The following is a 23,705-nucleotide window of genomic DNA, read 5'->3' as shown; positions in this document are numbered from 1 at the left end:
TCTTCATGCTGTTTGTACCGGTAACGGGACTGTGGATGGCCAGTATTGGTATCGTAGGGATTGCGCTCAACCTGCGGGCCTATGACTTTGTGTCTCAGGAGATTCGGGCGGCGGAAGACCCTGAGTTTGAGACGTTCTACACCAAGAACATTCTGCTCAATGAGGGCATTCGCGCCTGGATGGCCCCTCAAGACCAGCCCCATGAAAAATTTGTCTTCCCTGAGGAGGTTCTGCCCCGTGGTAATGCTCTCTAACGCAACGGCAATGGGTGCCGGACGAGACCAGGAATCATCCGGTTTCGCCTGGTGGGCCGGTAATGCCCGTCTGATTAACCTGTCTGGTAAATTGTTGGGTGCTCACGTCGCCCACGCTGGTCTGATCGTTTTCTGGGCCGGAGCTATGACCCTGTTCGAGGTCGCTCACTTTGTGCCCGAGAAGCCTATGTATGAGCAGGGTTGTATCCTGCTGCCTCACCTGGCCAGCCTGGGTTGGGGTGTTGGTAGCGGTGGTGAGGTCATTGATACCTTCCCTTACTTCGTTGTAGGTGTCCTGCACCTGATCTCATCTGCTGTTCTTGGACTGGGTGGAATTTACCACGCTGTTCGGGGTCCAGAAGTGTTGGAAGAGTACTCTTCCTTCTTTGGCTACGACTGGAAAGACAAGAACAAGATGACCAACATCATCGGTTTTCATCTGATTATGCTGGGCTGTGGTGCTTTCCTGCTGGTCCTGAAGGCCATGTTCTTTGGTGGTCTGTATGACACCTGGGCTCCCGGGGGTGGAGATGTTCGCGTCATCAACAATCCAACCCTAAACCCAGCAGTCATTTTCGGGTATCTGCTCAAGTCTCCTTTTGGTGGTGAAGGCTGGATCGTCAGCGTTGACAACCTGGAAGACATTGTGGGTGGCCACATCTGGATTGGCTTGATTTGTATCGCTGGTGGTATCTGGCATATCTTGACCAAGCCCTTTGGCTGGGCTCGTCGGGCCTTTATCTGGTCTGGTGAAGCTTACCTGTCCTACAGTCTGGGTGCTCTGTCAATCATGGGCTTTGTTGCATCCTGCTTCGTTTGGTTCAACAATACGGCTTACCCTAGTGAGTTCTATGGGCCGACTGGTGCAGAAGCTTCTCAAGCTCAGGCGCTGACCTTCTTGATTCGGGACCAGCGCCTGGGTGCGAACGTAGGTTCTGCTCAGGGTCCAACTGGTCTGGGTAAATACCTGATGCGCTCCCCCACTGGTGAAATCATCTTCGGTGGTGAAACCATGCGCTTCTGGGATTTCCGTGGCCCCTGGCTGGAGCCTCTGCGGGGTCCCAATGGTCTTGACCTGAACAAGATCAAGAACGACATCCAACCCTGGCAGGCTCGCCGTGCTGCTGAATACATGACCCATGCGCCGCTGGGTTCTCTGAACTCCGTTGGAGGGGTGGCCACAGAGATTAACTCTGTTAACTACGTTTCTCCTCGCGCCTGGTTATCCACCTCTCACTTTGTGCTGGGCTTTTTCTTCCTGGTAGGTCACCTGTGGCACTCTGGTCGTGCTCGGGCTGCGGCTGCTGGATTTGAAAAGGGTATCGATCGTGAGACTGAACCCGTGCTGTCCATGCCTAATCTAGACTAGGTTCCTGACTCTAGTTCTTATGCTCTCAAGAGCAAATTTTTAAGAGGCTCCTGCTAAAGGCGGGAGCCTTTCTTTAGTGAGGTACCGATGACAGACTTGTCTCTGAAGCAGTTCACCAGTTAAACTCTGAATCGTTTGCTTTTTCTGGCCCACTGCATCCACACGGCTAGGGAGGTAAGGCTAACCGAGGCAGGGGAAGCCCAGTCAAAATTAATTCTTCTGAAAATTTCTAAAAACGCCCCAAATCTTTTGTGAAACTCAACTATGCCCTTGTTCATGAATGGCTAACCCCTGAAGCAACTGGTGGTTCAGAATTGGTCGTGCAGGAAATTCTGAAGTATGTTGATGCAGATCTATATGCTCTGATTGACTTTGAATCCACCAATCCTGAAAGTTACTTGTTCAAACGCCACATCGGCACTACGTTTTTGCAGCATTTCCCCCTAGCTCGCAAAGGGGTACAAAAGTATTTACCCCTCTTGCCTATAGCGATCGAGCAGTTAGATTTACGAGGATATGATGTTATCCTTTCCTCGTCCCATGCTGTTGCTAAAGGAGTTTTGACCGGCCCTGATCAACTGCATATCTGCTACTGCTATACCCCTATGCGCTACGCATGGGATCTGACCTTTGACTATTTGAACAATAGTCGGGCTGGTCAGGGTCTGCCAGGAATCCTCACTCGCTACTTAATGCATCCTTTAAGGCAGTGGGATACAATCAGCGCCAATCGTGTTGATTACTTTATTGCCATATCAAAAATAGTCGCAAAGCGGATTTGGAGATGTTATCGACGAGAGGCCGTAGTCATTTACCCCCCAGTTGACACTGCTCGATTTCCATTACAGCCAGAGAAGCAAGACTTCTATCTCACAGTCTCACGATTAGTCAGCTACAAAAAAGTTGATCTGATCGTGGAAGCATTTAACGACCTGAAGCGTCCTTTAATTGTGATTGGCAATGGCCCTGAATTGCCCCGATTGCGTCAGTTGGCCAACGACAACGTTCAGATCTTAGGTTGGCAACCCAACTCTGCTGTAGAGGACTATATGGCTAATGCCAAAGCTTTTGTATACGCAGCTTACGAAGACTTCGGGATTGCCCCCGTTGAAGCCCAGGCCTGTGGCACGCCTGTCATAGCCTTGGGAGCTGGTGGAACCTTGGAAACCGTTCGGGACTTTAATCGTCATCCCGATTTTAGTACTGGAGTTCTATTTCCGGTTCAATCAAAAGTTTCCTTGATAGAGGCAGTAGAGCACTTTGAAGCCAATCATTCTGCCTTTCATCCTGATCAAATCAGAATCCATGCGAATTCTTTTGATCGAGAAGTTTTCAAAGAAAAATATCTGGCTTTTTTAGAGCACTGTTGTGAAGAGTTTTGGTCTAGGACCTCAAACTGAAAATATACACTCCCACCCGAATTCAAATTAAATTCATCCTACGGAGTGTTTCTGGCTTTATGATCAGGACTGTGTGTGGTGTGAAGTGAAGGAGTACAATGACTGCCGAAAGCCAATTCATTTCGGGCAAGAAAATTAGGGCTGTTGTAAAGCGTCATTTTCAGCCCCTGCCACTTGCAAATCTGGACGCTGATTTCTATAAACGCTTGTTCGATATTGTATTTTCTTCAGCCGTTCTGGTTCTATTTTCTCCAGTTTACCTGCTTCTGGTTCTTCTCATAGCCCTCACCTCTAGGGGGTCCATCTTCTATGTGCAGGAGCGCATTGGTAGGAATCACAAGCCATTCGATTGCATTAAATTCCGGACGATGGTTGCCAATGCCGATGAAATTCTATCTGAGATGATGGAAACTTCACCCCATCTCAGACAAGAGTTCGAAGATAGCTTTAAACTCAAACACGACCCCAGAGTGACCTGGATCGGTCAATTTCTGAGGGTGACAAGCCTGGACGAATTTCCTCAGTTTTGGAATGTCTTGAAAGGAGATATGAGTGTCGTTGGTCCACGGCCCTTAGTAGAACAGGAGCTACCCAAATACGGCAAGTACATTGATAAAATCTTGACAATTCGACCGGGCATTACAGGATTGTGGCAAGTGTCTGGACGCAACGATATCCCTTACCACCGCCGAGTTCAGATTGATCTCTACTACGTCAACTGCTGGAACTTTTGGATGGATCTCTGGATTATTCTTAAAACAATCAGAGTGGTTCTTTTTCCAAAGAACAATGGTGCATACTGAACAAACACTTGCAACAACAGCGTTTTACTTGTTCACGCGGCTCTAGAGGGAATTCAGGGATGACACAACGAAAGCGGGCACTGATTACAGGAATTACGGGACAGGATGGCTCCTACCTAAGTGAACTGTTATTAGAAAAAGGGTATGAAGTCCACGGAATTATTCGCCGTACTTCAACTTTCAACACGGATCGCATTGACCATATCTATGAGGATCCGCACCAGGCAAATGTACAGCTTTTTCTACACTATGGTGATCTGACAGATGGTACAACCCTGCGTCGGATTCTGGAGGAAGTTCAACCCGTAGAAATTTATAATTTGGGTGCTCAGTCCCATGTGCGTGTCAGTTTTGACTCACCCGAGTACACGGTCGATGCTGTTGGCATGGGTACGCTCCGCTTACTAGAGGCAATTCGGGACTATCAACACCGTACCGGCATTGAAGTGCGGTTTTACCAGGCCGGGTCTTCAGAAATGTTTGGCCGGGTACAGGATATTCCTCAGAAAGAAACGACTCCCTTTTATCCTCGCAGCCCCTATGCTTGTGCCAAAGTTTACGCTCACTGGCAAACCGTGAATTACCGTGAATCTTATAACCTGTTTGCTTGTAACGGTATTCTCTTCAATCATGAATCTCCTCGCCGTGGAGAAACCTTTGTCACCCGGAAAATTACACGAGCCGTAGCGCGCATCGTTGCCGGGCAGCAGGACAAGCTGTATATGGGCAACCTGGATTCAAAGCGAGATTGGGGCTATGCCAAGGACTATGTGCAGGCCATGTGGCTGATGCTGCAACAGAATGAACCCGATGACTACGTTGTCGCCACTGGTGAAACTCACTCTGTGCGGGAATTTCTGGATCTGGCTTTTGGCCATGTCAATCTGGATTGGCAAAAATATATTGAGTTTGATGAACGATATCTCCGCCCTGCAGAAGTGGATCTGCTGATTGGCGACCCCACGAAGGCTGCCAAAATACTGAATTGGACCCCTTCTGTTACTTTTGAAGAACTGGTTGAATTAATGGTGGATGCTGATTTGCAGGCGATCGGCCTGACTTCACCCAATCGAAACGCAGACCATGTGACTCAGGATATGGCCACTATTCGGCAGGGAGCAACTGGTTCCACCCCTTGATTGGCATAACTCTTCGATTGAGGGAAAAAGCCTTTACCACAAGCATGAACCCATGCAGATGCTCCTAATAGGTCGCTATCAACTTCTAAGAAACTGAGGCAGAACGGCAACAACTATGGCAGAACTAGATTTTTCAGGCAAAAGAATTCTGGTCACAGGTGGGGCTGGGTTTCTGGGCAAACAGGTGATTCGGCAACTGCTGGAAGCTGGAGCCGATGCTGATAAGATCACAGTCCCTCGATCGAGCACCTGCGATCTCCGCCTGATGGAAAGCTGTCGTCAGGCAGTTGCCCATCAAGACATCATCATTCACCTGGCTGCCCACGTCGGGGGGATTGGTTTGAATCGAGAAAAGCCCGCTGAGCTTTTCTACGACAACCTGATGATGGGCACCCAACTGATTCACGCGGCCTACGAAGCGGGTGTACAAAAATTTGTCTGTGTTGGCACCATTTGCGCCTACCCCAAGTTCACCCCAGTCCCCTTCAAAGAAGACGACCTCTGGAATGGGTATCCCGAAGAGACCAATGCACCTTACGGCATTGCCAAGAAAGCCCTGCTCGTCCAGTTACAGTCCTATCGCCAGCAGTACGGCTTCGATGGCATCTATGTGCTCCCCGTCAACCTGTATGGTCCCGAAGATAACTTTAATCCCCGCAGTTCCCACGTCATCCCTGCCCTGATCCGGAAGGTGCATGAAGCTCAGGAACGGGGGGATCAGACCCTGCCCGTTTGGGGAGATGGGAGTCCAACCCGTGAGTTTCTCTACTCGGAGGACGCCGCATTGGGGATTGTCATGGCTACTCAGCACTATGCTAAGCCCGATCCCGTGAATCTGGGGACAGGCTACGAAATTTCCATCCGTGATCTGATCCAGCTCATCTGTGAACTCATGGGGTTTGCAGGTGAAATCGTCTGGGAAACCCATCAGCCCAATGGTCAGCCCCGACGCTGTCTGGATACTCAACGGGCCCGCGAGGAGTTTAACTTCGTGGCTCGGGTAGACTTCAAACAAGGGTTGAAGAATACGATCGACTGGTATCGCCAGCATGCTGCAGCCATTGAAGCCTCTGAGCAGGCATAATGGAAAAATTTGATGCTAAGGATGCAAGGGAAGCATCCGTATTCCCATCAGATCGGGGATAATCGTCCTATTCCATACCAATTTATCGAGCAAGCAACAATGATTCTGCCAGGTTCAGCCGTCAAGGTGATTAACTCCAACGATACTTACTTTGGCTTCCAGGGATTAGTTCAGCGCGTAACAGACGGCAAAGCTGCTGTTTTGTTTGAAGGGGGAAATTGGGACAAACTGGTAACCTTCAGGCTGGGTGAACTGGAACTCGTGGATGCCACCGCAGGACGGAAAAAAGGGAAATAGGCCACCGGTTAGCAGATCTCTGGTGAATAGAGATCTTCAAATCCCAATTCAGGATCAGGACTATGCGTCTTCCTCTCCCTCAGTTTTCGACTGAAAACCGCCATCCCAATCACTTTGCGGAAGTAATTGAGACGGCCACCACAGAATTCCTGGCCCAATGTCTGGATCCAGAATCTCTGGATTTTCCAGCAATGCCTTCCTTTGGAAGTTGGGTCAAGGCCGTTGACGAAGCATCTGGCAATCAGGTTTATGCAGTGGTTTGTTATGCCACGACTAGTCCGATCGATTCCGTCCATCGGGCCAGGGCGCTCGGTCTCTCTTTACAGGATTTGCGCGAGCAGCAACCCCAGATTTTTGCCATGCTCAAGACCGAGTTTCGAGCGGCGATCGTGGGCTTTAAAACGGATGGGTCTGGGCGGCAGGCTGATCTTTTCTATCAACACCTCCCCCCTCGGCCACCCCAGATTCACCAGGCTGTTTATCGCTGTGAACCGGCAGAAATTATCGCATTCACGGAACAGCTCGATTTTCTGCGGACAATCTTGGAAACGGCAGGAACTCCTGTCGATGCTCTGGTGGCCGCAACGGTGCGGGAAGTTTATCAATTGCGGCAGTTCGATCGGGCCTGGCTGGTCCAGGCAGGGCGCACCATCAGCGTGCTACTGAAGGACGATTACGATCGCTTGCGGGTAATTCTGAGCCAGATTCACCCATAGCAACCCATTCCTGATGCATCAGATCTGACGTAGGACTTAACCAGACCGCACCATCTGTCGAGTACAACGTCACTTCATCCGTGGCTGTAGTAATGAAGAGGGATCCCTCAGCAGTAATGACATCCCGCACGACTTGCCAGGCCCTGTCATGCAAAATCAAAAATTCAATCTGATGTTGCTTGCTCTTGTTTTGCTGCCGCCGCCAGGCCCGCCAGAGAAATCGGGCTTCCGTGAAATTAATCTGATACCCTTCTGGAACAGACTGGTACTCATACTCCAGGTAGCCTTCGTACTTGGATACCCCTGTGGGAACAAAACATTTTCTCCGTAAAATCTCATCAATCATGCCCCAATATTCTGAGGTGTGTTTAACCAGGGCCTGCCGAATCTGGTTAGCCAGCTTTAAACTTGCAATCAACTCACCCCGGTTTGTCCACAACTGAATGGCATCAAAGGTGGCCTTGGTCTGTAGCTTATAGTTGGCCAGTAACTCAAATTGCCCTTTCATGAAGTCCTTAATCAACTGAGTTTCCTGGGCCTGCGATCGCATCTGGCGGGCCTTTGCTTCTCCCAGATCACCGATAAATCGCTCCAACTCGAGCAACAAGGCAGTGCCTGTTCTAGGGACATAGCGGTTACCGTCGGGGAGAATGATCGGTAATCGAGGATCCTCAGTCAGCTCAATGTCACTGATATCCGCACCGTTTAAATTCGCTTTGGCCAAATTAGCTCCAGATAGACGGGCCTGGGTCAATTTACTGCCATGGAGTTGCGTCCCCAGCATCACCACCCAATCCAAACTGGCTTGAGTCAGATTGGCATGACCCAAGTTGGCCTTCGTAAAGTTCACCCAGCTAAGAATGGCTCCAGTCAAATCAGCCTGAGTCAGGATTGCCATGCTGAAATTAGCGCCAATCATTTGGGCTCTGGCCAACTTTGCCTTGTGCAAGTTGGCTCGAACGACCTCTGTACCATTCAGGTTTGCAGCCGTGAGATTGGCTCCTGTCAAATTGGCATGACTCAGAACTGCAAAACAAAGTTGGGCTTCGCTCAAATCAATCCCCTGCAGGTCTGCCCCAGTCAGATCAACCTGCATCAAGGCCACGCCTCGAAAGTTTCGCTCTCCCGCAGCATATCGAGTTAAGAGTTCTTTGGTATCCACTTTCACAAAACCCGCTATAGGGCCAGCCAAACTGGTATGAGAGAGAATCGGAACAAAGGTTACTTGCCCCTATCCCAAGCTCAAAGATGATGAGGATGGCCAGACCACCCTCTCCTACAGAGACAGCTTCAACCCTGACACTTGTGCACCTCTATACAGAGTTACGGGCAAACACAGCGTCCATCCGCAAAATTCTTGATTAAGAAAATTGAACAGGTTAAAGTTCCAGTTGGCTGCAGCGCTTTTCAGCAGATGAATTCCTTCCTGCCTCTGTTCCAGAGGCAGGAAAGCAGGGCAATATTCCTATCTATCTGATCAGTATTTTTACTGACAGGATAAGCCCTGAAGCAACTCCTCAGATCCACACCTCTAGCGACAGGAAGATGAGCAATCCCCTGCTAATGGGAGAGATGGCGCTTCATTTGCTCATGAAACAGTTCTAAGAACCGATCGATCTGGTCTTGATCAGGGGTGTAGTACAGATTCAGGCTTCCCCGATCGGTATCTTCCCAAAAATTTGGGTTAGAGAGTCGCAATCGATTACAGGTCAACTCCACCCCTCGCCGGAAGGTTACCTCCCCCAAGAAATCTAAATCAGCCAGAATATCCTGGATAATTCGTTCAACAAAATCAATATTATTGTGCCGCAGATAGAACAGTCCCAAGCCTATTTGGAGAACCCTGACCCCCGTATTAACTAGTTGTTCCCGATCGGAATCAATTTCCTTGAAATCCGGATAGCTATCGATCTGAAGCATTTCATTTAGCATTTCGCTTTGAATTTCTAGCGACCAATTTTCCTGATATACAAGAATAAGAATTCGCTTCATTTCCGCAGCAAAAACATCCACAATGAAGTACATGGATGGGCTTGTGCGGCCATACTTAAATATCTCTGTACCATACAGTCTTAAGTAGGCAAAGCTGCGCTTTGAATGTTCCACTTTCTTATATCTGACCAGATTTTCAATGAAGTTGCGGTAGTGAAATGCAGCATTGTATAGATTCCGTGCTTCATTATTTTTCACCCCATGCTTCAAGGCAAATCGCATCATCGTATTGAAACGCATGATGATCACATCGAGCAGTCGATCATCTCCCATCTTGAGAGCCATCTGCCCCACCCGATCCATTTCCGAACCACAGAGTGAGGCCAGATCGAATTCATTTTGCTCTAAAAATTGAACATATGTATTTCCCAAAACCCGAAAACATTTCTGTTCATAAAAGGTCCGAGTATGTTCCATTTCCTTGAATTGACCAATCATAGTTTTGAAGGAAATATCAGCTCGAACTCTCGTACTAACCTTAAAGAAGTTTGGGTTAATTGAGGTTTTAAGGGTGATATATTCCTGAACCAAAGAGCTCATATCCTGGATAATTTGAGCTTTCGCCTCCTTCAACGGCACATATTCCAGCAAATTATCCAATTGGTTGAAAGATTGAAAAAGATTATCCTGAGTTTCTTCGATAAAAACATCAATATTGAGCAACCTATAAATCCGACGATGGGTCAAATCATGAATCTGATTTAAATGATTCCGGAATATCCTTCTAATGACATTTTTGGGCTGGGTACATTGCAAAATATAAAAGATATAAGGCAATGTCAGAACAATCGCGATGGGCAAGAAGATATAAATATTCAGAATCACACTGGCAGGACGGAGAAAAATTATCTCATTGTAGAGTTTAATAAAAACAGCATGGATTCCTGCCAGCACTAGAAACCAGATGTAAAACAGGCTAATCCAATCCTGCATGTATACATCTACAATTTTTGGAATGCTTTGAGCAGCAATTGAAATAACAATAATTAGAGTCCCTAGAGAAATCCCAACCACTGACAACCAAACCTCAGGTGCAAAACTCAAATCCATCTGATCCGGCAGAATTAATGGCCCCTGAAGCAGAGTTTGGAGATTTCTAATCAGATTTTGAAAGACATAATCATGGAAGAGAATATCCAGCGAGATAATGCCAATCAAAACAAGACTAAACGCAGTTAGTAAGCGATATTTAGAATAAAAAGTCAGGATTTTGTAAAAAAAGAATCCTCCTTGAACACCCCCAACCTTTTTCACAGGTTGCGTGGGAGTAGGCTCCGCTGCCGAGATGGAATGGGTCAGTTGATGAGAGGTTTGAGCTTCAGGCATTGGGGCAAGTCGGGTGAAGGAGACAACAAACGACAGCGGATATGATCTTGACCGTGATCTTAAAGTTTATAACTTCAGGGAACTTTTCTCTGGTATAGGATGTCGATCTGATCTGAAACTATTGCAATGATCTGATCGAAGATGTTCGAGTCCTAAAGCTTGCCATCTGCAGTTTCAATGCTACAGCTATCCTAAATGAAATTCACTCCCACGCCCTGCGTGGACGCTCCAACCCTATTGATGAAAAATATTGGGAGATGGTAACCATGCCACGACAGTCCTCAGAACAGGTGTCCGGTTCCATGTTCAGTTTTACCTCGAAGAGTCTTGGTCTTTCGATCGTGACCCTATCTCTTTTAATAGGTAGTCCGATCAATGCCCAGCAAACTCCCCCACCCACCTCCACACCAGCTCCTGGTTCTGGCGAGACCACAACCACTAGCCAACCTCGGTTTACCTGCCAGAACAGCAATGGGCAGTACGTGGTCATGTACCATCCCGAAAGTCAACCCAATCAGTACTATCCCTGGGCCACCCCCACAGGTTTAGGTGGGGGCTGGACACCGGAACGGCGTTGTAGTGAAATCAGCCGCAGGCTGGAATCCTACCGACCCGATGGATTGCTGGAAATGCAAACAGCCATGGAGAATGGGTACAACACCGTTTGTGTGACGACAGAACGGGTACCCTCCTGCCGGATCGTGTTTACGGTTCCTCCTGGTCAAGATCCGATCGCAACCCGGGATCGGGTCTTCCAGAATTTGACGATCGCGGATAGTGGTCAACAAACCCAGGGTGTTAACACCTATACGGGCAATGGTCGGGGAATTCCAGGCACTGGCATTAACACTAAAGATCCCCTTCTGAATGACATTGTCAAGATTGGCAACACCGTTTTAGGGGGGGCTAACACCGGCAACCGCTCCAGCAATATCAACTTACGGCCCTTCCTGGACCCGGCGGATGGGGGCACCGGCGCGATGTTACAAGGTAGCAACACCATGCGGCGGAACAGTCCCCGGTTGAACCCCGGTAATTTCCGGTAAGGCCCAGCCTGAGGAACATGAATTTAATCCGGTTGAGAAGTTAGAAACTCAGGAGAGGCAGGGGCGAGGAACCTCGCCCCTGCTCTTGTAAGGAACGGATTTGTTCAAATCAGCCACTCGTCCGTCGCTTCATCCTTAGCATTAGTATGGCGGTGGGGCGTTTCGCGGGTAAAGCGCATGTGAATGGATCGCGTTTGCTCACCATCAATGGCAACCGCTAGAATCGGATAGTCAATTAGCCCATCTGGGAAGGCCATCTGGAAGCGGAATGTCCCATCGGGGCTCAACTGGATGGGGCGACCCGCGATCGTCACTGTGGCATCCGGTTCCGTAGCCCCATACACAATTAATTCAGCATCCGCCACGAGCCAGAACTGACGGGGGCGGATCGGAGCCGCAGAAGCTGAAAACCCGACACCAGAAAGGGTGAGACCAGAAACTGTCGGCAAGGCCCAGGATCCGATACCAGAAGGAAAAATGTAGGAACTGAGAGATTCCAGCGGAATTTGCTGCATGGAACCAGCCACATGCTGCATGGAACCATAGAGAGACCCTGCTACCCGCTGGGCCTCTGTCGATTGAGCCAGATCAAAAATCTGATCATAAATGGGACCTGTTGTGGAAGACCAGGTGCTCTGGAGACCCAGGTCAAAGAAGTTTCTACCCCGCAAATCTTCGTTCCAGTCCAGGGTGAGAAACTGATCATGGAACCAATCTGAAGGATAGACAGGCGGGATCCGAACTGATCCCGATCGAGCCAGCAGGAGCCAGCGCCCATCCCCAGCCAGATACCCAATTTCCACAATATAGTCACGATCGCTGACTGGTACAGGCAAATACCAATCTCGTGCCATCTCATCACAGTCATATTGCTGCAGGCTATGGGGGTTCTGGAGCGTAATATCAACATCCGTGACATCGTAGAAGCGCAGCGCCAACCGGAAGCCGCCCTGTTGTCGCAGAGCTTGTTTATGCTCATTCGAGACATCCCAATAGGCATAGGCCCACTGAGGATCACGGGGCATCAGTACAATCCGACTCACCCCATACCCATCCGGCAGTTCAGGCAATCCCTCATCCACAGAGGCCAGACTTTCACTAGCCAGGTCCGTCTGACCCACATCAAACTTGGTCGCCTCCACACCAGATTGAGCCAGTTCCAGAGAGGTTGCGGTGACAAAGCTGGTCACTGGAACAGCAGCAGGAGTAGAGGCCGGAAGAGTTGGACTCTCCAGAATGCCATTTGGAAGCGATGGTTCTGGCTCCATCACCTCAGGGGAGGATGTGAGCGCAGGAGCAGGAACAGTATCAGCAGGGGAGTCCCCTAGTGAGGTCTGCACAACATCCACGACTGGGCTTGGGGGGATGCTCTCCGGAGCAGGGACCCTTTCTACGACAACAGATGGAGGCGGAGAGACCTGGAGCAATTCTGGGGGAGCCGCGGGAGTTGCCCCTGCCCCAGGCAACGGAGCCTTGTTCCCGGTTGGCAGATCGGATGGACGCTTCGAGGTTGGAGCAGCCGTTCTCTGTGTTTTCAACAGCCACCAGAAAAACCCTCCCGCGATCGGCAACGACCCCAGCCAGACAGGCCAGGGAATACTGCCCGCAGGTGCGGTGGGAGTCGTTCCAGCAGTATTGTTTGCATCCGCCAACAGCATTGTATTCACCACCGGTTCAGGATGAGCGTCAGCCCATCTCTGCTGACCGCCCATCTCAGAGAGAGAGGCAAGCAAAATTGCGCCCAGAGCAGCCAGCAACGCGGATGGAACCTGAGAAATTCTTTTTCGTGACATATGTGCCTGTGACCTACCGGGGAGAGGGTATCCAGTAACTGTTTTGATTGTCCTACAGGGGATGTCAGAAGCGTTCAAAGTTCAAAATTTAAAATTCCAGCAACCGTAGAGAATTCCAGACCCTTAAGTGCTGATTCCTTAACCCTATCTGAAGGAATTTCTGCAAACTTGAAAAGAGAAAGGAGAAAGGATGGCTCGATGAAAATATTGATCTTGAATGCGGGGTCCAGCAGTCAGAAAAGCTGTCTTTATGAGTTCAATTCCAAATTGCCCGATCGACCACCCCATCCCCTCTGGGAAGCTCAGATTGACTGGACCCGTCAACAGGGAATTGCCGCCTTGCACGTTAAAACACGACAGGGAGCAACCCTGAACCAGGAAATAGCCACAACCTCCCGCAAGGAGATGACCATGACCCTGTTAAAAACCCTCTGGGCGGGAGATACCCAGGTCATCCCAGAACCGGCTGCCCTTGATGTCGTCGGTCATCGGGTGGTGCATGGGGGGCAGGAATATCAGCACAGCACGATCGTCACACCAGCAGTCAAGGCAGCGATCGCCCGGTTGGCCACCCTGGCTCCGGCCCACAATCCTGCCAACCTGGAAGGCATTGAGGCGATCGAGCACATCCTGGGTCCTCAGATCCCCCAAGTGGCGGTGTTTGATACGGCTTTTCACAGTCAACTTCCTCTGGCTGCTGCGCTCTATCCTGGCCCTTATGAATGGTTTGAGCAGGGCATGCGTCGCTATGGCTTCCATGGCATCAGCCACCAATATTGTGCCGAACGAGCCGCCCAGATTCTGGGGAGAGATCTACGAACCCTGCGTTTGATCAATTGCCATCTGGGTAATGGATGTTCCCTGGCCGCCATTCGAGAGGGCCACAGCATTGATACGACCATGGGTTTCACGCCTCTAGAGGGGCTGATGATGGGAACTCGTTCCGGATCGATTGATCCCGGTCTGTTGATTCATCTACTCCGGCAAGAAGGCTATACGGTCGATCGTCTGGACCAGACCCTCAACAAAGGCTCTGGTCTGCTGGGCATCTCGGGTCAATCGGGCGATCTGCGCCAAATTCAAACGGCGATCGCCGCCGGTGATGCGCGAGCCCAGCTGGCTTTAGATCTGTATATCCATCGACTACGGTCCTCGATCGGCGCGATGCTCGCTAGTTTAGGGGGCCTGGATGCTATGATTTTTACTGCCGGGGTAGGGGAGAATAGCAGCCTAGTCAGAGCTGCCGCCTGTGAAGCCTTTGGCTTTCTGGGCTGGAAACTGGATTCCGAGAAAAATGAGCAGCGCCTGATCGATCAGGATCTGGCCACCCCAAACTCCTCGATTCGGATTTTGGTCATCCATACTCAGGAAGACTGGGCGATCGCCCGGGAATGCCAGAAACTGTTGTCTCAGCAACTCTAGACATCATCAGGGATCAGGGGCGTTTCGATCAGAAACTCCAGGGCCTGCCCCTGGGAACTGCCAAACTTTAATTGCGTCCCCGACTGGAGGGGAACTTCCTGGTGATGCACTTTCTGCCAGCCACCAGGTCCTAATACCAGCGTGCCATAGCGGGAAAAATCTCGCAGGAAATAGGTGGGGACCACTGCCCCTTCAGCAAAAACATCCCGGCAGAAAATCTCCGCATGCTTCTGAGAGACCCACTGTTCCTGAATCACCAGATCATTCTCACCCTTACGACCCACCCGAATCAAACCGCCCTGAATCGGCCAGACTCTGGTGGTAGACCCCAGCAGCCTCAGGGCTGCTACTGGATGCTGCCAACCATAGCTGGGGTTGGTGGGGAGTTCCGTCATCCCCTCCTCCACGGGCCTGACCAGTTCTCCATTAAATTCCGGATGCATATACAGCACCGGCAAAGACCAGGCAGGCTGGTTAAATTTGTAGAGGGTGAGCAGATGTTGTCGGGCTACGGCTACAGCCTGATCGATCGGCACCCGCTCCGCCAGGGCCTGGGCAAACGCCTGGATAAAGCTGAGGGCTTCCTGGTCAGCGATCGAGTCCCGCATTGCTAACACCGCTGGCACCCCATGGTGAACCAAGACCTCCGCCAAACTACTTCGAGGAATGGCCTTTTCCCCATCATGGTCGGGTTGGGCTCCCCAGCAGGCATTGAATACTGCCAGGGTAACTCGACAACGGGTCAGAACCTGGGCCAGTTCCGTTCCACTCATTTTCGTATCGGAGCGCAACAGGAGCAACCCACCATCGGGGGCTGGCGTCCCATGACCAGCATAGAACAGGATATTGTATTGCCCCGTCTCCAGGTGTTGGGTGAGTTCGGCTGGCGTCGGTTGCACCAGGGTATCAACCCGACAGGGAACAGGGATCACCGATCGACTGGTCATGGATTCCGGATGGCAGCAATTCTCCAGGACTTGGGCCAAGGTGCTGGCTTCCTGTTCCAATTGCAAAACAGCGCCACTGGCCCGCAGGGGCCCCGAGTTTCCGGTCAGGGTATCCACATCCTGTCCCAACACCAGCAGGATTTTGAGGGACTGCTCAATTCGCAGGGGTTGCAGCGGATCCACCGCCGTGGTGGTGCGGCTGAAGAGCAGTTGTTGACTGAGAGAAATCGCCTGTTTACCGGACTGGGGCTGCATGATTTCCCAAGGCAGGGCCACCAGATCTGGATCGCGAATTTCCAGGCGCAGGCGTAGCGGCTTATTCTGCCCGATCGCAATGCCCTGGCTCTGGTCGAAGCTACTCTGAATTGGCCCACCCAACAACCATTGCCACAGACTGGTTCCCAAGTGTTGCATCAGGCGACCGGTCAATCCAATTTGCTGAGGCGGAAAAGCAGCCGGATTCGCATCCAGAGAAGGGAGTTCCACCAGGGGAGAGACGCTTACCGAGGAAACACGTGGCACATTAGGCAACCCTCGGAGGGAAAACATCTCCTGCCATGCATGCCAGGTCTGGGTTAAGGGCTCAGGCCAGACGCAGTCATGGTGAACGAAGCCCCCCGGCGACGGGGCCTTCAAAACCCAGATGGCATAGTTATTCGGGCCTGCGGCCAGCAGTGGTGCCACTGCAATGCTCAGGCATGGACTCTCAAACGCAGACATTCGAACTGGTGATTGACCACATACTATTTTTGCAGAATTCCCTGTAAAGCTTCAGAAACAGTAGAATATTCCTGAAATTGGATAGGGTCAAGGCATGGCCTGACTATGATGAAAATCAACTAGCCTCTTCAATTTTTAAGTAGGGCTTCTGTCTGAGGAGTAACCGCTGCCCTAATCTCCTCCAGTTTCTGAGCAACTTCTCCCGTTGCCAGCATGGTTTCAGCGCGATGCAATCCTGCGGCCATATCCTCGCAAACACCTGCCCGCCAGAGGTAAAACCCACCATTCCAGAGGACCGATCGCTGCAGTTCCGAGGGCCTTCCCTGGAGCAGTGATTGCACATCCATCACCCATTGGGCTGTTGAGGTGAAGGCAACATCCACACCTGCCAGATCATAATCCCGAGGATGGAGGAGCAATCGATCCAGCAGTGGTTGTTCGGGATCACTCAACTGTCCTAAACCAATAATCGACGTGCGATCGCGGGGCAGATCACAGCTTCCTTCCAGGCCCTTGACCGTTGTGAACTGAGCTGGCGTTCCTCTGAAACGAAAGGATTCCTGCAGCGTTGCCTCAGTCGGAGGATGAACAAATCCAGACACAACATGGGACGCACCCGCATAAGGAGCCCAGAGCAACTCAATGGTCGCAAAGGGGGGGCGTTTGCCAATCTGATCCCGATAGGACACCAGACCTTGAGCCAGGGGAAAATGTAGCGGTAAATAGACAAACCCCAGCAAAGTCCTCTGAAACAAACGCTGGATCTCCTCCAGCGATCGCAGACGCCAGTTAAGCCCCAGCCCCTCCCACAGTTCTACCAGGGGCACCCCCGCCTTGGTGGGCATCCGATCCCCCCCATGGAGCAGCACCGGACATCCGGCTGCGGCCAGGATCAGGGCCGTGATGGGGCTGATCGGAGCTGTCCGATCTCGTCCGTCATAAGGAGAACCCAAAATCAAGGTTGGACGATCGCTGGAGATGGGTTGCAATTTTGGGCCTAACTGGTCATAGGCATCCAGCATCCCCGCCAGTTCTTCCCCCGTCGGACGCTTAATGCGATGGGCAATCATAAAAGCCCCAATTTGAGCCGGTGTTGCCTCTTGTAGGAGCATCATTCGAGTCGCCGCTTCCGCTTCCGCCCGGGTCAAATCTTTATGGGTATGGACACCGCTCCCCACTTTACGCAATAGCTCTCTGAATGCATTGCTCATATCTCAACCCCAGAATTGAACCAGCATCATACAACGTGTTGTAACGGGATTGGGACCTCCCTGGCTGTAACAGGCATGTCTCTTTGCGGGTAGATATGGTGGCGCACCAAATCACAAAAATGTTGAATGGGTGGAATCAGCACCCGATCGCGGGTTGTCACCAGGACCACTTGCCGATTGATCACCGGATCCTCAGTGGAGCGCGTAGCCAAGGTCGCATCCAGATGGACATCCAGAATGGCCGATCTAGGCAACAGGGCGATGAGCTCCCCCTGGCGCACCACTCCCCGAAAGGCATCCAACGTATTGAGTTCCAGAACTGCATTTAGGGTAGCACCCTGACGAGTAAATTGCTCCTGCACCAGTCGCTGCATTCCATAGCCATCCTTAAAAACGACCTGAGGATACTGAACCAGGGCAGCCCAGGGCACAATTTCATATTGGGTCAGAGGATGATGAGCCGCCATGAGTATTTCGATCGGCTCCTCGTATAACGTATCCACGATCATTTCCTGGCTGGCGGTCAAAAACCGATTTTGCATGACGATCGCCACATCTACCAGGCCATCTTTCAGCACTTTCAGCGCCCGATCGCTGCCTAGGGAAGTCACCCGTAACTGCATGCCCGGGAAGTCGCTACAGAATTTCTGCAAAATGGGTGGCAGATAATGGGCACAGACAGATTGAATCGCGGCAATGCAGAGTTCTGGCTGCTTCCCCCCGATTAGATCGTTGAGTTCTTCTGTTGCGACCTGCCATTCCTGGCAAATCTTACGCACATGGGGAAGTAATCGTTCTCCTCCCAGGGTTAACCGTGCCTTAGCTGCACGATGTAACAGAGGCAGACCCAGATCTCCCTCCAGGCTCTGGATCTGACGGCTGACTGTGGACTGGGTGACCCCACACTTGCGAGCCGCCTGCTGAAAGCTCCCAGTCTCTGCAACCGCCAGAAAGGCTTGCAACTGTTCTAAGCGCATCGATCCTGTAGCCTGAGTTACACAAGCCCTCAAGATAGCCGATCCCTTAGAGCAGTTTAGTAGAGCTTGATACAGCTCTGAGCGGGGAGGGATGGAACCGCAGGAAATTCTTCATGCAAAGGCAAATTTCGCCGACGATAGCCCAGAATTTAACGAACGACCGTAATCCGATCGCCAACCTTCACCAGATCATAGAGGGCAATAATGTCCTTTGATCGCATGCGAAAACAACCTGATGAAGCAGCTTTACCAACGGAAGCCTGATTATTCGTGCCGTGGATGCCATATTCCCCATTGAAGCCAATCCAGCGTTCCCCCAGAGGATTACCGGGTCCACCGGGAACCACCCCACCGCCACTGGGAGGATACCAGGCGGGCCAGACTGCCTTATCCTGCACCCGAAAATTCCCCAGGGGCGTCACTTTTCCAGGCCGAGCCACCGCAATATCAAACTTGCGGATCAACTGGCCACTATCGCTATAGACATAGAGTTGTCGCTCAGAAATCTTCGCAACCATTTCCACAGCCTTCGCTTCGCCCATCATTCCCACGACGGCCACACCACTCAAGCAAGTCACACAAATCAATGTAGACAATCCCTTCTGCATGGATGTCCCTCCTGTGCTCGTTCTAATACCAGTAAATTTGGGGTGACACACCTCCCATTCGCTGCAGCGTTGGATGGTAGGGGGTCTATGGTTTTAGATACAGCACAGAAATTTGCCTTTCCACAGCCAAAAGGCAGGCAAAGAAACAAGTTCACCCGATTGGGTGAATCGGGATCATACTTCCGGAGAAAAGAAGGTTCTCTTGAGGGAGGAGAGCTCGTTTAGCGAGGCCCTAATCGGGGGTTCGCGGCCATTGCTCGCCTAATTTTTTGGATTAGTGGACCGTATTCTTCCTGCCGCAGGAGTGCTTTCAGCTCAGTCAGAGTTGCCTCTGCCAGGGAAATTTTCTGCACTAAAGCTCTTGTGCCTTCAGGGAGGGCATTCAGTTGCTCTGCTGACAGGCTCAGCAACTCATTGACTGTATCAGGTGGGGCAGCAGGTGGGCCACCCGACGAGGCAGCCTGTTGGTGCACGATCGTGTCCAGATCGGTGAAGGTCACCTCAGCTTGCTGAATCTGGTCGGACAGGGAACGGATAACCGTCATGCCTGTTAAAGCCGATTCTGTCAATTCCTGAACCCGCAACTGAAACCGAGCAACCATCCGATCGATCTGACGCCCAATTTCCTCCGTCTGAGCCACCAGTTTATTAATCTCATTGGTGATATGACTGAACCCAAGCAACTCAGAACCAGCCTGATTAGCCACGATCGTCACCTGCACCGCCAGTTGTCGTAACTGTTGGCCCAGTCTCTCCACCAATTTGGAGGTTCCATGAATGGGCTCCAGTTCAGTTGTCAGCAACTGACTGATATCCACAATCTGATTCGTGCTTCGGGAACTGACATTCACCCCCATGACAATTTCCTGAAATACCGTTTTCCCCTCTAGAGAAAGGATCTGGGCGATTTGAGTAAATCGTTGCTTCAGTTGATCCGCTCGCTGGGCTTGCTGGATCAGCTCCACCTGTTGCCGTTCTAGCAACCTGTTGCGCTCCTGAATCAGAACTTTTTGTCGTTCCAGTAGCTGACTATAATCCTTAACCCTTTGCCGTTCTTCTGCTAACTGCTGGCGGCTTTGTTCTATTTCATAACTAGAAACCGCCATTATTTGGGATTGAGCCAGGAGGAGGGTAAGGAAATCCAGCAACAAATAAGTCTGGGACTCCGGAAAGCTCTCATCCTGCAGCAGAACCACGATCGGCTCGTAGGCATTTTCTGGAGCCCGCCCCAAGCCCAGACGAACCGCCACATTCACCTTTTCAGTTGCCAGCAGTTGCAGAGGTTTGACCAGAGCCCCGACCTCCTCACAAAGAGCCTGAATCGGTTTTCGGAGAATACTTTCCCGTCGATGTTGTTCCCCGACATACTCCAGAAATCGCCGTCGCGAGATCACACCCACCAGTTGTGCACCATCAGCTACAATCACGCCTGGCAGGTCAGACCGCTGCTTGAACCGCTGGGCAATCACCTGGCCCAGGGTTGCGGGATGAACTTGAAAATCAAGCAGAGGCAAATCTCCCAGGGTTGACTCTGAAGTCAGGTGAGGTCGATTGCTCATTACCCTCCATGGATGGTGCAGGGAACTAATCAGAATAATTCTGGCTAAACAAGGCTCAATCCATAGTATAGTTCAGCCTTCCAGGAGGCCCAGGATGGCGCGAGTATCCGTAAAAACTCGTAAAAATTATTAACAAAATCTCTCATCAAATCAGTTTACGCTGAAAAGCTAGGTGGTTTTCACCCCTCACAAACAAGGCTTCAACAGTGGATTGAGTGTCGGGAAATTATAGAATGAGCACTAATTTAGCAACCAAACTCCGTGAGGGAACGAAAAAGTCCCACACAATGGCTGAAAATGTCGGTTTCGTCAAGTGTTTTTTAAAGGGCGTTGTTGAAAAAACCTCTTATCGCAAGCTAGTCGGCAATCTCTACTTCGTCTATTCCGCAATGGAAGAAGAGATGGAACGTCATCGGCAACATCCGATCGTCTCGAAGTTTTACTTTCCCGAGTTAAACCGCAAGGCCAGCCTGGAATCAGATCTCTTCTATTACTATGGGGCCAACTGGCGGGAGCAGGTTGCTCCTTCACCTGCAGCAGAGGCCTACATCAATCGCATTCGAGAAGTTTCTGCCACCGACCCTGTTCTGCTGGCAGCCCATTCCTACACCCGCTACCTGGGTGACCTATCTGGAGGACAGATTCTCAAAGGGATCGCTCAGCGGGCTATGAATTTGGCTGATGGTCAGGGAACGGCCTTCTATGAGTTTGCTGACATCCCAGATGAGAAGGCCTTCAAAAACAAATACCGTGAGGCCATGAACGAACTGCCCGTTGATGATGCCACGGCCGATCGGGTGGTCGATGAAGCGAACGCAGCTTTCGGGATGAACATGAAGATGTTTATGGAGCTGGAAGGAAATCTGATCAAAGCCATTGGTCAGATGCTATTCAACTCTCTGACCCGCCGTCGGGCTCGGGGCAGCACGGAATTAGCCACAGCCGAGTAAGGCAGCGTGATTAATTGATGCAAAGGGGCACCGGATAGCGTGCCCCTTTTTCATGGGTATTGGATCCTGCAGGAAGTTTTGAATTCCTGACCCAAATAGGAAGGTTATTGCCGAAAATGGCGAGTGAAGTCAACAGCAAAAGTTATTCGAGCGGTTGTTTTTAGAACCACTGTTTTTAGAACTACTGTTTCGTCCTAACAGGATTCAACCATGGATTACACGATCGGGCATCGCCTGGAACGCTATACCATCAAGCACCCACAGGAAGTTCTGCTGGTCACCGCTGAAATTGACGGAGAATTGGATCAGGTGGCAATTTTTCGAGGCTATTCCAGCTCTCTCATGCGACCCACGGCCTTTGATCCAGATGTGCCCGTGCTCTCCGAGAATTCCAGAATCATCAAAATCGATCGGGTTCGGAGTCCCTATAATCCGGAAAATCCCCACTATCTGGAACAGGGATTAAATCTGGAAGCAATCCAGAAATTGTTAGCGGTATCAGGGGTTTAGCAATTTTTCACCTGTCATTGGATGTGACTGGCATGGGTCACCTAATATTGGTTATGGGATTGACGGAGTAACCATGACCCATAACAAACATCATCATCATCAACTTCGTATACCGGTAATCAACTGACGCCATTCTATAAAGGTGATATCCTCCTGAAAGATTATTGTGTGCGGAGCGATCGATCCATGGCTTCTAGTTGTATGACTTTACCGAAATCCTCCCTATTTGGAACAGATGGCATTCGGGGGCGGGCCGGGGACCTTCTAACAGCCTCACTGGCTCTACAGGTGGGGTTGGCAGCAGGGCATATCCTCCGGCAACAGGCAATGACCACCAGACCTATCCTTCTGGGACAAGACTCTCGGAATTCCAGTGACATGCTGGCTATGGCTCTTGCTGCGGGCTTAACCACCGCAGGACTGGAAGTCTGGAATTTGGGCCTGTGCCCCACTCCTGCAGTCGCTTACCTGGCCAGCACCAGTGATAGCCTGGGTGGGGTCATGATTTCTGCCAGCCACAACCCACCGGAAGACAACGGCATCAAATTCTTTGGTTCAGATGGAACCAAACTGCCCACATCTCTACAGGCGCAAATCGAGGCTGTTCTCAGGAGCAACCTGGCTGGTGCTGCTTCCCCTTCAGACAAGGTACCCTGGGGCCGCCATTATCACCGCCCCGAACTCCTGGAATCCTATCGGGCCTCCTTACAACAGCCTCTGATTCCTGGTGTCAGTCTGGCAGGCCTAAGAGTCGTACTTGATCTGGCCTGGGGTGCAGCCGTTCATTTGGCTCCCCAGGTTTTCGAGTCCCTGGGGGCAGAGGTCATTTGTCTACACAATCGGCCCGATGGTGATCGCATCAATGTCAACTGTGGTTCCACCCACCTCGGCCCTCTGAAAGCTGCCGTGCAGGAGCACGATGCGGACCTGGGATTTGCCTTTGACGGCGACGCCGATCGGGTCCTGGCCGTCGATCGGCAAGGGCGCGTTGTAGATGGAGACTATATTCTTTACTTCTGGGGCTGTACCCTGAGTCAGACCAAGCAATTGCCCAACCATACAATCATCTCGACCGTGATGGCCAACCTGGGCTTTGAGCGGGCCTGGGAAAAATTTGGTGGTCAATTGATTCGAACTGCCGTTGGCGATCAATATGTCCATGCCGAAATGATTCGGACAGGCTCGATGCTGGGTGGGGAACAATCCGGCCATATTCTTTGTCGCCATTACAGTGTTAGTGGGGATGGACTGTTGACAGCCCTGCATTTAGCCAGCCTAGCCCAGGGCACAGGCAAATCTCTGACTGAACTGATGGATCAAAGCTTTCACCCCTATCCCCAATTGCTGAAAAATGTTCGTGTCGAGGACCGCGATCGTCGCCTCAACTGGCAACAATGCGAACCCCTCCAGAACCTGATTGCCCAGGCAGAATCCGCTATGGGAGCACAGGGCAGGGTGCTGGTCCGGGCATCAGGCACTGAGCCGGTGATTCGGGTGATGGTGGAAGCAGAACAGGCAGACCTGGCCACTTACTGGACGGACAACCTGGTTCTGGGTGTCCAGCAATATCTGACCCCCTAAC

Annotated in this window: 19 protein-coding genes and 2 pseudogenes; 13 read left to right on the top strand and 8 right to left on the bottom strand. The window is 51.1% G+C overall.

The genetic code is table 11. From position 1 onward, the window contains the following. The 8 genes and pseudogenes from BST81_RS08865 to BST81_RS08830 all read left to right on the top strand — a co-directional run. Positions 1 to 254 (top strand): annotated as a pseudogene (locus BST81_RS08865) (photosystem II D2 protein (photosystem q(a) protein)); the annotation flags it as partial. Beyond that, a complete protein-coding gene (psbC, locus tag BST81_RS08860; RefSeq protein ID WP_253188175.1) occupies positions 244 to 1,623 on the top strand; it encodes a photosystem II reaction center protein CP43 in 1,380 nt (459 codons plus the stop codon). The pseudogene BST81_RS08865 and the gene psbC, both read left to right, overlap by 11 nt. A gap of 251 nt (positions 1,624 to 1,874) precedes the next feature. Then, a complete protein-coding gene (locus tag BST81_RS08855) occupies positions 1,875 to 3,023 on the top strand; it encodes a glycosyltransferase (RefSeq protein ID WP_075598185.1) in 1,149 nt (382 codons plus the stop codon). A gap of 98 nt (positions 3,024 to 3,121) precedes the next feature. Continuing rightward, a complete protein-coding gene (locus tag BST81_RS08850) occupies positions 3,122 to 3,826 on the top strand; it encodes a sugar transferase (protein WP_075598184.1) in 705 nt (234 codons plus the stop codon). A gap of 59 nt (positions 3,827 to 3,885) precedes the next feature. Next, entirely contained in the window at positions 3,886 to 4,965 is a 1,080-nt protein-coding gene (gene gmd / locus BST81_RS08845; RefSeq protein WP_075598183.1) for a GDP-mannose 4,6-dehydratase, read from the top strand. Between the two features lie 115 nt (positions 4,966 to 5,080). Next, entirely contained in the window at positions 5,081 to 6,049 is a 969-nt protein-coding gene (locus BST81_RS08840) for a GDP-L-fucose synthase (protein ID WP_075598182.1), read from the top strand. A gap of 102 nt (positions 6,050 to 6,151) precedes the next feature. Continuing rightward, a pseudogene (locus BST81_RS08835) lies at positions 6,152 to 6,346 on the top strand (NAD(P)H dehydrogenase subunit NdhS); the annotation flags it as partial. A 62-nt stretch (positions 6,347 to 6,408) separates the two neighbouring features. Next, positions 6,409 to 7,062 carry an HAS-barrel domain-containing protein gene (locus tag BST81_RS08830; protein WP_075598181.1) on the top strand — a complete coding sequence of 218 codons (654 nt, stop codon included), beginning with the start codon at positions 6,409 to 6,411 and terminating at the stop codon, positions 7,060 to 7,062. On the opposite strand, the gene BST81_RS08825 is transcribed toward BST81_RS08830, so the two are convergent. Together BST81_RS08825 and BST81_RS08820 are read right to left on the bottom strand one after the other, a co-directional pair. Next, positions 6,998 to 8,230: a pentapeptide repeat-containing protein gene (locus tag BST81_RS08825; RefSeq protein ID WP_171974702.1), complete on the bottom strand. Its 1,233-nt coding sequence runs from the start codon at positions 8,228 to 8,230 to the stop codon at positions 6,998 to 7,000. The genes BST81_RS08830 and BST81_RS08825 overlap by 65 nt on opposite strands. Before the next feature lie 392 nt (positions 8,231 to 8,622). After that, positions 8,623 to 10,380 (bottom strand): hypothetical protein, encoded by a 1,758-nt coding sequence (locus tag BST81_RS08820; RefSeq protein WP_253188173.1) that lies wholly within the window; start codon positions 10,378 to 10,380, stop codon positions 8,623 to 8,625. Between the two features lie 266 nt (positions 10,381 to 10,646). Between BST81_RS08820 and BST81_RS08815 the strand changes: the two genes are divergently transcribed. Further along, positions 10,647 to 11,426, top strand: coding sequence for a COP23 domain-containing protein (locus BST81_RS08815; RefSeq protein ID WP_253188172.1), 780 nt, complete (start codon positions 10,647 to 10,649; stop codon positions 11,424 to 11,426). A gap of 104 nt (positions 11,427 to 11,530) precedes the next feature. Here the strand turns inward: BST81_RS08815 and BST81_RS29100 are convergent, their stop codons facing one another. After that, complete coding sequence (locus tag BST81_RS29100) at positions 11,531 to 13,219, bottom strand: DUF4912 domain-containing protein (protein WP_290439430.1); 1,689 nt, start codon at positions 13,217 to 13,219, stop codon at positions 11,531 to 11,533. A 198-nt stretch (positions 13,220 to 13,417) separates the two neighbouring features. Between BST81_RS29100 and BST81_RS08805 the strand changes: the two genes are divergently transcribed. Then, positions 13,418 to 14,641, top strand: coding sequence for an acetate kinase (locus BST81_RS08805; protein WP_075598178.1), 1,224 nt, complete (start codon positions 13,418 to 13,420; stop codon positions 14,639 to 14,641). Here BST81_RS08805 and BST81_RS08800 read toward each other — a convergent pair. From BST81_RS08800 to BST81_RS08780, 5 genes are all read right to left on the bottom strand, one after another. Beyond that, the gene (locus BST81_RS08800; protein WP_290439429.1) at positions 14,638 to 16,272 is read right to left on the bottom strand and encodes a CHAT domain-containing protein; all 1,635 of its coding nucleotides are present in this window, start codon (positions 16,270 to 16,272) and stop codon (positions 14,638 to 14,640) included. The genes BST81_RS08805 and BST81_RS08800 overlap by 4 nt on opposite strands. Positions 16,273 to 16,436: 164 nt before the next feature. Then, the gene (locus BST81_RS08795) at positions 16,437 to 17,519 is read right to left on the bottom strand and encodes an anthranilate phosphoribosyltransferase family protein (RefSeq protein ID WP_075598176.1); all 1,083 of its coding nucleotides are present in this window, start codon (positions 17,517 to 17,519) and stop codon (positions 16,437 to 16,439) included. 26 nt (positions 17,520 to 17,545) lie between these two features. Next, the gene (locus BST81_RS08790) at positions 17,546 to 18,496 is read right to left on the bottom strand and encodes a LysR family transcriptional regulator (protein ID WP_075598175.1); all 951 of its coding nucleotides are present in this window, start codon (positions 18,494 to 18,496) and stop codon (positions 17,546 to 17,548) included. A 149-nt stretch (positions 18,497 to 18,645) separates the two neighbouring features. Continuing rightward, positions 18,646 to 19,104 carry a L,D-transpeptidase gene (locus BST81_RS08785; protein ID WP_075598174.1) on the bottom strand — a complete coding sequence of 153 codons (459 nt, stop codon included), beginning with the start codon at positions 19,102 to 19,104 and terminating at the stop codon, positions 18,646 to 18,648. A 221-nt stretch (positions 19,105 to 19,325) separates the two neighbouring features. Then, on the bottom strand, positions 19,326 to 20,663 hold the full coding sequence (locus BST81_RS08780) for a hypothetical protein (RefSeq protein ID WP_075598173.1): 1,338 nt from the start codon (positions 20,661 to 20,663) through the stop codon (positions 19,326 to 19,328). Positions 20,664 to 20,896: 233 nt separating this feature from the next. Between BST81_RS08780 and BST81_RS08775 the strand changes: the two genes are divergently transcribed. From BST81_RS08775 to glmM, 3 genes are all read left to right on the top strand, one after another. Further along, on the top strand, positions 20,897 to 21,613 hold the full coding sequence (locus tag BST81_RS08775) for a heme oxygenase (biliverdin-producing) (RefSeq protein WP_075598172.1): 717 nt from the start codon (positions 20,897 to 20,899) through the stop codon (positions 21,611 to 21,613). A 210-nt stretch (positions 21,614 to 21,823) separates the two neighbouring features. Then, the gene (locus tag BST81_RS08770) at positions 21,824 to 22,123 is read left to right on the top strand and encodes a hypothetical protein (RefSeq protein ID WP_075598171.1); all 300 of its coding nucleotides are present in this window, start codon (positions 21,824 to 21,826) and stop codon (positions 22,121 to 22,123) included. Positions 22,124 to 22,324: 201 nt separating this feature from the next. Then, positions 22,325 to 23,704, top strand: coding sequence for a phosphoglucosamine mutase (gene glmM, locus BST81_RS08765; RefSeq protein WP_216351266.1), 1,380 nt, complete (start codon positions 22,325 to 22,327; stop codon positions 23,702 to 23,704). Position 23,705 lies beyond the last annotated feature (1 nt).

The organism is Leptolyngbya sp. 'hensonii', from assembly GCF_001939115.1.
In the GTDB taxonomy this organism is placed as follows: Bacteria; Cyanobacteriota; Cyanobacteriia.
This window is presented reverse-complemented; position numbering and strand designations above follow the sequence as displayed.